Source organism: Nonomuraea maheshkhaliensis (assembly GCF_039529435.1).
Lineage (GTDB): Bacteria > Actinomycetota > Actinomycetes > Streptosporangiales > Streptosporangiaceae > Nonomuraea > Nonomuraea maheshkhaliensis.
In genome coordinates this window covers 25,460-34,160 of record NZ_BAAAMU010000108.1, presented here as the reverse complement: position 1 = coordinate 34,160, position 8,701 = coordinate 25,460, and the positions used below count along the sequence as shown (strand labels likewise).

Below are 8,701 nucleotides of genomic sequence, written 5' to 3'. Positions count from 1 at the left end.
GTTCGGGCCACCGGGGCCGGTGCCCGGGCCGGGACCGGTCCCTGGACCGGCGCCCGGGCCGGCGTCCGCGCGGGCCGCGTCGGTCCTGGCGGCGGCGGAGTGCGCGGCGGCGAGCGTGCTCAGCGGGTGAGCCAGGGCGGAGGCGACGTCCGGGTTGAACGGGCTGATGCTGCCGGTCCGCCCCGCGCCGCCGAGGAAGCCGCCCGCCAGCGATTCGGCGGTGAACGGGTTCTGCAACTGCCCGTACACGACACCGTTGGCGATGAAGCTGCCCACCGGGGAGGCGATCGTGTTCGTCAGGCCGGTGGTGAGGGCGCGGCCGGTGAAGCCGGGGACGCTGCTGGTGAGGCGGGACACGGGCCCGGACAGGCGGGTGCCGATGACGGCGCCGGTGCCCGCTCCGACGATCGAGGCGGCGGACTTCTGCCAGTCCCACTCCTGGCGGGTGCCCATCTTGATCTGCTGGTACTGGGCCGCCGCGTCGATGAAGAACTCCTCGCCGATCTCCTCGATGAGTTCCCTGCCGATCGGCGAGGCCAGCAGCCGGACGATGGCGCCGCGCCCGGTGGCGCCGCTGAGCACGGCCACCCGGGCCAGCCTGGTGGCGCCGGCCTCGGGGCCGGCCACGGTCGCGAGCCGGACGAGGATGCGGCTCAGCGCCGCGCGGGCGCCGGCCGCGTACGGGCCGATGAGCGCGGTGGAGGCCCCCGCGCTGAAGAAGGAGACGATGATGGCGATGCCGATGGCGATGACCGTGATCCAGAACGCCACGTTGATGGAGAGCTTGGAGTACTGCGTCTCCACGGCGAAGTCGTTGGCCTGCTGCGCGTAGGCCCGCGCGTTGCGGTCGACGCCGGAGATGCCGTCCTCGCCGTACAGGGCCTTGATCCTGGTGACGAAGTGCGCGGTGGCGGGCGAGGCCCAGCCGGTGACGACGGTGCGCGCGGCCGAGCCCGCGGGCCCGGCCGAGCCGACGGCCCCGTCGGCCAGCGCCTCGTACGCCCGCGCCAGCTGCGACAGCCCGCTCTCTGTCGCCTCGGGCCATTTCTGGCCGGCGGACAGCATGGGGATCAGCCAGTGGACGACCCAGCCGGGTAACGCCTCGGTCTCCCAGACGGGGCGGATGTCGCTGTCGATGGTGACGGCGCGCCCCCGGCTCGGCCGGTCCCCCGTGTCCTGGACGTCGATTCCGCCCGTGTGCGTCATGCCCGGGTGCCTCAGACCTCTCGCTGCCGCGCGAGGGCCGTGAGGTCGTGCCTGATGTCGGCGTCCGTCTGGAGGGTGTTGTCGATGGCCGTCCTGAGCCGGTCGCCCGCGTCCGTGATCTCCTTGGCGAGCCGGCCGCACTGGTTGAGCAGCTCGCCGGGCCCGCCGTCGCGGAAGTGCGTACGGATGAAGGCCTCGCCCTCCATCCCGCCGCCCCAGGGCGCACTGGCGATGCGCGCCTCGACGTCGGTGACCAGCTTGGGCAGGCTCCGCTCGACCTCCTCGGCCATCACGGACCACGCGGAGATGCCCCGGTCGACGATCGGCTTGGCGATGGCCGCGCCGTCCCACTCCTTCACTCGGCACCTCCGGCAAGCTGGGACAGGACCGCCTCGATGTCTCCGTCGAGGTGCGCCTGGAACTGCTCGGGCGGGATCACGGGCGCGAAGATCTCCACGATGCGCTCGCGGGCGGTGGCGCCGGCCCGTTGCGCGGTGGTCACGATCGTGTCGGCCAGTCCGCGCGCGTCGGGGCGCCGGTAGATGCGCGGGTCCAGGTCGATCCGGACGAGCTCGCCGCGCGATCCGACGGTCACCGACACGAGACCGTCGGGCGAGGTCTCCGTCACCTGGACCGCTCTGGCCCTGGTGTGCAGTTCGAGGCCCTGGTCCTGTAGCCGGGTGAACATCTCACGCAGTTCGTCGGCGTAGGCCCGTACTCCCGCCACGTCTGGCCGCTCCGGTGATCCCATGACCCTCTCATGACGCTCTCGCCTGTTACGACGCATGTTCCTGAGGAGTAAGTTTCCGTCACATGAACACCAACAAACAAGAGTCTGTCGCAAAAGTGAGGATTCCGGAGAGCTTTCCCGGTGGGTTCAGGGTGTGATGAGTACGGCCTCCTCGCGCATTTCGTCCACTTCGTCACGATTTGCCCAGCATCGATAGACGCCTCGCTCGATCCGGTCGAGCCCCAGGCGGCGCGCGGTGAGCACCGATCCGCCGAGGTATTCGAGCAGCAGCCGCCCGTCCCGCTCCTCGTGCACCTGGAACGGCTCGCCGCGCCAGCGGCACACCACGGTCACGAAGTGCAGCGACTCGCACTCCCCCACCGGGACCGTGCGCACGTGGCAGCCCGGCTCGACCTCCTCGAACCCGTCGGCCGGGTCGGTCCTGCGCAGGCGTACCCACAGCTCCAGGGCGTGCGGCTCGGGGCTGGCGGCGTAGTCGGCCCCCCGCCAGCGCGCCCGGTAGGAGTGCCAGACGGTCACGCCGCCCTCCCGATCAGCAGCCAGCGGCGCAGGTCGCCGTGGTAGACGGCCCTGCGGTGCTCGGTTCCCGCGGTGGTCAGCTCCCAGATCTCGGCGCCGTGGGGCAGGCCCACGCCGTACACCTTGTACTCGCGGATGACGTTGTCGGGGCTGGGCACCAGCCCCATGCCGGCGAACGGCGGCTCCTCGACCACCCAGCCCGCCACCGCCTCCCGACCCTCCTCGTCGGTCCCCCCGTACGGCGTACGGTAGAGGCCGAGCCCGACGGGACGCCAGCGCAGGATGTTCAGCGAGCCGCTCGCGCTGAGCAGGTCCGGCCGGCCCAGCGCCGCCGCGAGGACCGCGGGGGTGGCGATGTGGGAGACGTCGAGCGCGTGGTGGCAGTAGCCCGACACCCTCGGCTCGCTCGTGGCCAGCAGATCGGGCAGGTCGGCCGTGGCGATCAGCTTCTGCACCACGGGCACGCCCGACTCCGGGTCGAGCAGGAGGTCCTGGGTCATCGTGGGCACCGCGAGCCGCGCCACCGTCCCCGGTTCCAGCGGGAACGAGACCGTCAGCCCCGGGTTGACCGCCAGCCCCCATCGCGGGTCGGGCCAGCCGGCCGCCAGCTCCGTCATGGAGATGACCCGGCAGTGCGTGGCGGTCCCGCCGGTGGCCAGCAGCATCGCCTCGACCGAGGTATAGGCGAGCAGCCACGTCCGCCCGGGGCCCGAGGCGGTCGCCCAGGCGGGCGTCTCCTCGCCCGCCGCCGCGGCGGCGGTGATCGGCAGCGCCAGGTCCGCACTGCGCAGCAGGCTGAGGCACAGCGCCAGGTGCCCGTCCCGGTGAGCGGCCCACAGCTGCTCCTCGAACGGGCTCACCGGCAGATGATCATCTTCGGCCATCCGCCCATTGTGCCGGGTACGCGCGCCGTGCCGCGCCCGCGCCCGCGCGCGTCAGGAGGCCGGCGCGCCGGTTGGTTCCGGCGCGGGGATGATGCGTTCTGTGCCTTCGTCCCAGCGCCACGGCACGTCGTGCCCGTGCAGGCGCACCCCGCCGATCCAGCGGTCGAGGCCGTTGAGCGCCACGTGGTCCGCCGCCCCGGCCAGCACTCGCTCCCCCGCCTTGGTCAGCCGCAGCTCGGTGCCGCGATCGACCGGGCGGCCGGCCGGCTCGGCGTCCAGGAGCGGGACGGGCGCGCGGGCCAGCCGTTCCATCATGGCGTAGCACCAGGAGTCGCCGAGGTACGGGCGCGTCTCGCGCGCGGCGGCGCGGACGAACGCCGTCCCGGCCTCGGTGGCGCCGCCGGCGACGGCGGCCAGCACGCGCCGTTCGGTCAGCGACAGCCCGTCGCGGGTCGAGGGATATTCGCGGCTGAGCCGGTCGAACGCCTCGCCCAGGAAGCGCAGCTCGGCCGAGCGGTGGGCGGCGACGGCGCCCAGGCCGTCGGGGGCCGGAGCACGGAAGGCCTCCCACGCTCGGGTGGCCCGGTCGAGCGCGGCGGGGGTGAGCCGGATGGGGGCGTTCGTGCCGGGCAGCGCGCGCAGCTGATCGGCCGTCAGCTCGCCGAGGCCGCCGAAGCGGGCGATGCCGGGGTGCTCGCCGATGCAGATCAGCGTGATCCGCTCCGCCGGCACCCCGAGGCCGGCCAGGCGGGACAGGATCTCGATGATCTGGAGCTGGTCGTACAGGTCCGCCTCGAACCACAGGACGTACTCGCCGTCGCGGTTGCCGGCCAGCGTCCGGTCCCGTTCGGCGAACATGCGCGCGCCCTCCGCACGGTCGTCCGCGTCCGCCCCGGTCAGGAACGCCGCCCTGATCCGGCGCAGTTCCTCCGGCTCCACATCGGGCACGGGGCCCTCGTGCAGGACGTCGCGCCAGTAGATGAGGCGGGGCGCGAGCCCGGTGCCGGGCAGGTCGGTGGCATCGCCGTTGCTCACGTGCAGCGCCGCCGTCAGGCACGCGCCCCTGCGGGCGCGCTTGAAGCCGGACAGTCTGGTCATCGTCCTCTCCCGCGCCGGATGGGGCGGACCGCATTTTACCTGGTACGACGGGCGTTCACGAGGTGATCAGCTGGATCGGCAGCAGCAACGCGTTCGCCAGGCCGCCGCCCAGGATCAGGCCGGAGCCGACGGTGGCGGCGAAGGCGCCCTCGTCCTTCCTGCTGCGTTGCGAGACGAGCTTGGCCACGCTGCCGAGCAGGATGGCGGCGGAGGTGGCGGCGGGCAGCAGCACGCCCAGGCCCAGCAGGGTAGGCAGGATCGGCGTCCAGGCCAGGGCCAGCCCGGCCAGCCCCGCCGGGACGAGGAAGAGCAGGGCCGAGCGCGCGTACTCCGGAGACCCCCTGAGCAGGGCGTTCAGGAAGGCCATGGCGCTCGACGTGGGCGCGGGGAAGGCGGCGGTGCCGACGCCGCCCAGCTCGTCGATCAGGAAGAGCAGCGTGACGCCCGTTCCGACGCCGGCGACGCTGCCGATCGCCTGGCAGGCGAGCAGTTGGCGGGTGCGGGGCGCGTCCCGTGCTGTGGAGGCCACCTTGGCCGCCTCGATGTAGTACGCCGACGCCAGCGCCGAGCCGCAGACCAGGCCGACGAGCAGGTACGCCGTCCCCTGCGGCACGTGTGCCAGCGCGAGGACGACCAGGGTGAGGAACTGGAGCACGCCCGTGGGCGCCATCCCGGTGGCGGCGTTGACCCGGTTCAGGATGACGGCGAACAGCGGGGCGAGGACGATCAGGGCGGCGCTGCCGCCGCCACGGCGATCACGCCCGCCCCCGCCGGCCACCGGTGGCCGCCTCTCCCCCGCATCACCCCGGCGACGGCCCGGCGCGGCCCGCCCGCCAGCCTGACCACGAAACCGCAGGCGTAGCCGAGCAGCAGGCCCACGCCCACGGCGAGGATCCAGGGCGAGCCGAGGTGCTCGGCATAGGCGGGGGCGGGTCGCGACGCGTTGGCGTACCAGACGACGAGGGAGTACGCGGCCCCGAGGCCGATCCAGACCGTGGCCGTCCCCGGCAGGCGCAGGCCGAGTCCGAAGAGCATCGGCGACAACGACAGGGCGAGGTAGGGCGGCAGGCCGGGGGCGGGCGGCAGGGAGTCCCGGCCGGCGAGCGCGGCCGCGAACGACAGCACGGCCGCGACGACGGCGGCCACGACGATGAGCCGCTGCCTTTCCGCGCCCGCCTCGCGGTCGCCGGAGCCGGTGAGGGTGTGCATGAGGTCGATGACCGGCCATAAGGCCGGATATTTCAGACCAGGATCGCCGATGATCGTGGGGGCCAGGACGACGCCCAGGACGAGACCGAGGAGGTTAGCCAGGAGCGCGAGGCCGACGAGCGAGATCCACGACGGCAGGGGCTCGCCGCTCAGCAGGCCGGCGCCGATGCTGGTGTCGATCGCGGAGACCGCCAGGGTGCCTCCCGAGGCGGTCGCGTAGGTGACGAACAGGGTCCGCCAGGTCAGCCTCCGCAGCAGTCGTAGCGCGGCGCCGCCGAGCAGCACGCTGATGATCGCGCCGCCGGATCCGGTGCCCGCCTTGAAGGCCAGGATGACGTTGAGCACGCTGAGACAGCCGCCGAGGAGCATGCCGAGCGCGATGGGCGCGAGGGTGAGGTGACGGGGTGGCGGCGGGTGTTCCTCGCTCGGGTCCGACCGCATGAACCGGCCTACGCCCGCCCGTGGAGCAGGCGCAGACCGGCGGTTCTCCGGAGACGGTGACTACCCCTGGTCTTCACCGAAGATCCTCCTCACGACCGCGCGCGTCGCGCTCATCGCGCCCGGCCGCTGCACGCACGCCCAGCGAGCACGCGCATGCCGTCCCGACCGCTCACCGTCCCGGCTCCGCTGATCCCGAACCCTCAGGATCCGGCACGGGCTCACCCGATGTCGAGCGCGGAACGGACGCCAAGCGGGGCCCGGCGCCCAACGGTCCTGCGCCGAGCGGGGGAACCCCTGGGGTGGGTCAGGCCGGTCGGGTGGCCAGTTGCCGGAGGCGGGGTTCGCCGATCATGGTGAGCATGTCGGTGTGCGTCGGGGTCCAGCCGAGTTCGCTCCGCGCGCGGGGTACGCGGCAGCGGCTTGATCCGGCCAGGATCAGGCCGCCCATGTCGCCCCGCACCCCCGCGCCCTCCTCCGGGGTCAGGCTGCGGGTGCCGCAGCCCAGGTCGGCCGCCACCGCCTCGGCGATCCACCGGTTCGGGATCTCGCCGGCGACCGCGTGGTACAGCGCGCCCGCGGTCCCCTTCTCCAGCGCCGGTGCGGCGGCGCGTGCCGGCTGCTCGACGCCCCGGCGGCGAGCGGCTCGACTTCGAACGGGTCGTCCTCGCCGAAGCCGTCCTCGCTCCAGGAGCCGCCGGTGCGCTGGATGAGGACGCCCGCGCCGGAGGTGAACACGAAGGTCTTGCCGGTACCGGCGAGGGCGTCGAGCAGGCCGGCGACCGTGCGTTCCTCCGTCTCCGGGTCCGGCTGGGCGGCGTAGATCACCGCGTCGGCCTGCCCGGCGGCCGTGACGGCGGCGGCGAACCTGTCATGATCCCTTTCGTAGGTCCCGCTGCGGACTCCACCGCCGGGCCCATCGCCGGGCGAGCCGGGAACGCCGCCGGGTCCGTCGGCGGGCGGGCCGGGGAGGTCGCCGGACAGGGGTGTGATGCCCTGGGCGGCCAGGGGTGCGGCGGCTTCGCCGGTGCGGGCCAGGCCGGTGACCGTGTGGCCCTGGGCCGCGAGGTGGCGGGCGACGGCTCCGCCGACGAATCCGGTGGCGCCGATGACCAGGACGTTCACTGCGGCAGGGTGCTGCGCTCGCCGCCGTTGGCGACGATGACGGTGCCGTTGATGTAGCTGCTGTCGGCGTGGATGAGGAACTGGACGATCGAGGCGATCTCCTCGGGCTCGCCGATCCGCTCGCGGATGTTGACCTTGCCCATCAGCTCGATGTTCTCGCCGAGCATGGCGGTGGTGCCCGCGGTGCGGACCGGGCCTGGCGAGACGCCGTTGATCCGGACGCCGCTGGGGCCGAACTCCGTGGCCCAGGAGCGGGTCAGCAGTTCGATGGCGGCCTTCGACGCCCCGTACGCGCCGCCGGTCGGCGCGGGCGACGTCGCCGCGGTCGAGGTGATGTTGACGATGAACCCGTGCCCGCGCTCGGCCATGCCCGGCGCGAGCGCGCCCACGAGCAGGAACGGGGCCCGGGTGTTGATGGCGAGCTGCTCGTCGAAGCTCTCGGCGCTGGTGCCCGGCGTGCTGGTGAAGGTGTAGATCCCGGCGTTGTTGACCAGGATGTCCACCTCGCCGGCCGCGGCGCCCAGGGCCTGGACCTCGTCGGCGTTGGCCAGGTCGGCCGTGACGAAGCGGGCGGTGCCGCCTTCGGCGGTGATCTCCTTGACGAGCTGGGCGCCGCGTTCCGGGTCGCGGCCGTGGGCGATGACGTGGACGCCGTCGGCGGCCAGCCGCAGCGCGACGGCACGGCCGATGCCGGCGGTCGCGCCGGTAACGAGGGCGGTGAGGGTGCGTGCGGGAGCGATGGTCATGGTGTCGGGCTCACTTTCTGGGTTGGTCTGTCCAAAAACGTAGGAGCATTTTCTGGATTGTGCAACCCAATCCGGTAGGCTCTGAGACGTGGCCGAAGCAACCAAGCCCCGCCGCCTGACCCCGAAGGGCCAGGCCACCAAGAACCGCATCATCGAGGCGGCGACCGCGCTCATCGCCCAGCGCGGCGTGGCCGGCACCGGCATCGAGGACGTACGCGCCGCCGCGGGCGTCAGCGGCTCGCAGCTCTACCACTACTTCGACAGCAAGCAGGCCCTGATCAGGGCGGTCATCACCCGCCAGGCCGACTCCGCGCTCGATCCAGGGCTGCCGCGAATAACGGCTCTCGACAGCTTCGAGGCCCTGCGCGCCTGGGCCGACGCGGCGATCGAGCGCCAGCGGGAGAACGGCTGCCGCGGCGGCTGCGACCTCGGCACGCTGGCCGGCGAGCTGAGCGGCACCGACGAGGAGTCCAGGACCGACCTGGCCAACGGCTTCCTGCGCTGGAAGGACCTGATCCTCAACGGGCTGCGGGCCATGCGCGAGCGCGACGAGCTGCGCGCCGACGCCGACCTCGACGAGCTGGCCTTCGCGCTGCTCTCCGCCCACCAGGGCGGCACCCTGCTGTCGCAGACGGTGCTCGACGTGCAGCCGCTGGAGGCGTCGATGAACGCGACGCTGGCCTACATCCGCTCGTTCGCCACGGATCAGCAGCCCGTACGGTAAG

At 73.2% G+C, this 8,701-nt stretch carries 12 protein-coding genes; 1 reads left to right on the top strand and 11 read right to left on the bottom strand.

What is annotated here, in order from left to right:
• The 11 genes from ABFX54_RS43670 to ABFX54_RS43620 all read right to left on the bottom strand — a co-directional run.
• The coding region (locus tag ABFX54_RS43670; RefSeq protein ID WP_346112864.1) for a WXG100-like domain-containing protein at positions 1-1,206 on the bottom strand (1,206 nt) is incomplete at its 3' end.
• Between the two features lie 11 nt (positions 1,207-1,217).
• Entirely contained in the window at positions 1,218-1,565 is a 348-nt protein-coding gene (locus tag ABFX54_RS43665; RefSeq protein WP_346112863.1) for a hypothetical protein, read from the bottom strand.
• Positions 1,562-1,957, bottom strand: a complete 396-nt coding sequence (locus ABFX54_RS43660) for a YbaB/EbfC family nucleoid-associated protein (RefSeq protein WP_346112862.1) — start codon at positions 1,955-1,957, stop codon at positions 1,562-1,564. Before ABFX54_RS43660 ends, ABFX54_RS43665 begins: the two co-directional genes overlap by 4 nt.
• A gap of 126 nt (positions 1,958-2,083) precedes the next feature.
• Entirely contained in the window at positions 2,084-2,476 is a 393-nt protein-coding gene (locus tag ABFX54_RS43655; RefSeq protein WP_346112861.1) for a hypothetical protein, read from the bottom strand.
• Positions 2,473-3,360, bottom strand: coding sequence for an SseB family protein (locus ABFX54_RS43650; RefSeq protein WP_346112859.1), 888 nt, complete (start codon positions 3,358-3,360; stop codon positions 2,473-2,475). The genes ABFX54_RS43655 and ABFX54_RS43650 overlap by 4 nt, the downstream gene beginning before the upstream one ends.
• 51 nt (positions 3,361-3,411) lie before the next feature.
• Positions 3,412-4,458: a hypothetical protein gene (locus tag ABFX54_RS43645; protein ID WP_346112858.1), complete on the bottom strand. Its 1,047-nt coding sequence runs from the start codon at positions 4,456-4,458 to the stop codon at positions 3,412-3,414.
• Between the two features lie 55 nt (positions 4,459-4,513).
• A complete protein-coding gene (locus ABFX54_RS43640; RefSeq protein WP_346112857.1) occupies positions 4,514-5,236 on the bottom strand; it encodes an OPT/YSL family transporter in 723 nt (240 codons plus the stop codon).
• On the bottom strand, positions 5,185-6,108 hold the full coding sequence (locus ABFX54_RS43635) for an OPT/YSL family transporter (protein WP_346112856.1): 924 nt from the start codon (positions 6,106-6,108) through the stop codon (positions 5,185-5,187). The genes ABFX54_RS43640 and ABFX54_RS43635 overlap by 52 nt, the downstream gene beginning before the upstream one ends.
• Positions 6,109-6,412: 304 nt before the next feature.
• Positions 6,413-6,625 (bottom strand): hypothetical protein, encoded by a 213-nt coding sequence (locus tag ABFX54_RS43630; protein WP_346112855.1) that lies wholly within the window; start codon positions 6,623-6,625, stop codon positions 6,413-6,415.
• Entirely contained in the window at positions 6,589-7,230 is a 642-nt protein-coding gene (locus tag ABFX54_RS43625) for an NmrA family NAD(P)-binding protein (protein ID WP_346112854.1), read from the bottom strand. Before ABFX54_RS43625 ends, ABFX54_RS43630 begins: the two co-directional genes overlap by 37 nt.
• Positions 7,227-7,976, bottom strand: a complete 750-nt coding sequence (locus ABFX54_RS43620; RefSeq protein WP_346112853.1) for an SDR family NAD(P)-dependent oxidoreductase — start codon at positions 7,974-7,976, stop codon at positions 7,227-7,229. Before ABFX54_RS43620 ends, ABFX54_RS43625 begins: the two co-directional genes overlap by 4 nt.
• Positions 7,977-8,064: 88 nt before the next feature.
• Here ABFX54_RS43620 and ABFX54_RS43615 point away from each other — a divergent pair, with 88 nt between their 5' ends.
• Positions 8,065-8,700 (top strand): TetR/AcrR family transcriptional regulator, encoded by a 636-nt coding sequence (locus ABFX54_RS43615; protein ID WP_346112852.1) that lies wholly within the window; start codon positions 8,065-8,067, stop codon positions 8,698-8,700.
• Position 8,701 lies beyond the last annotated feature (1 nt).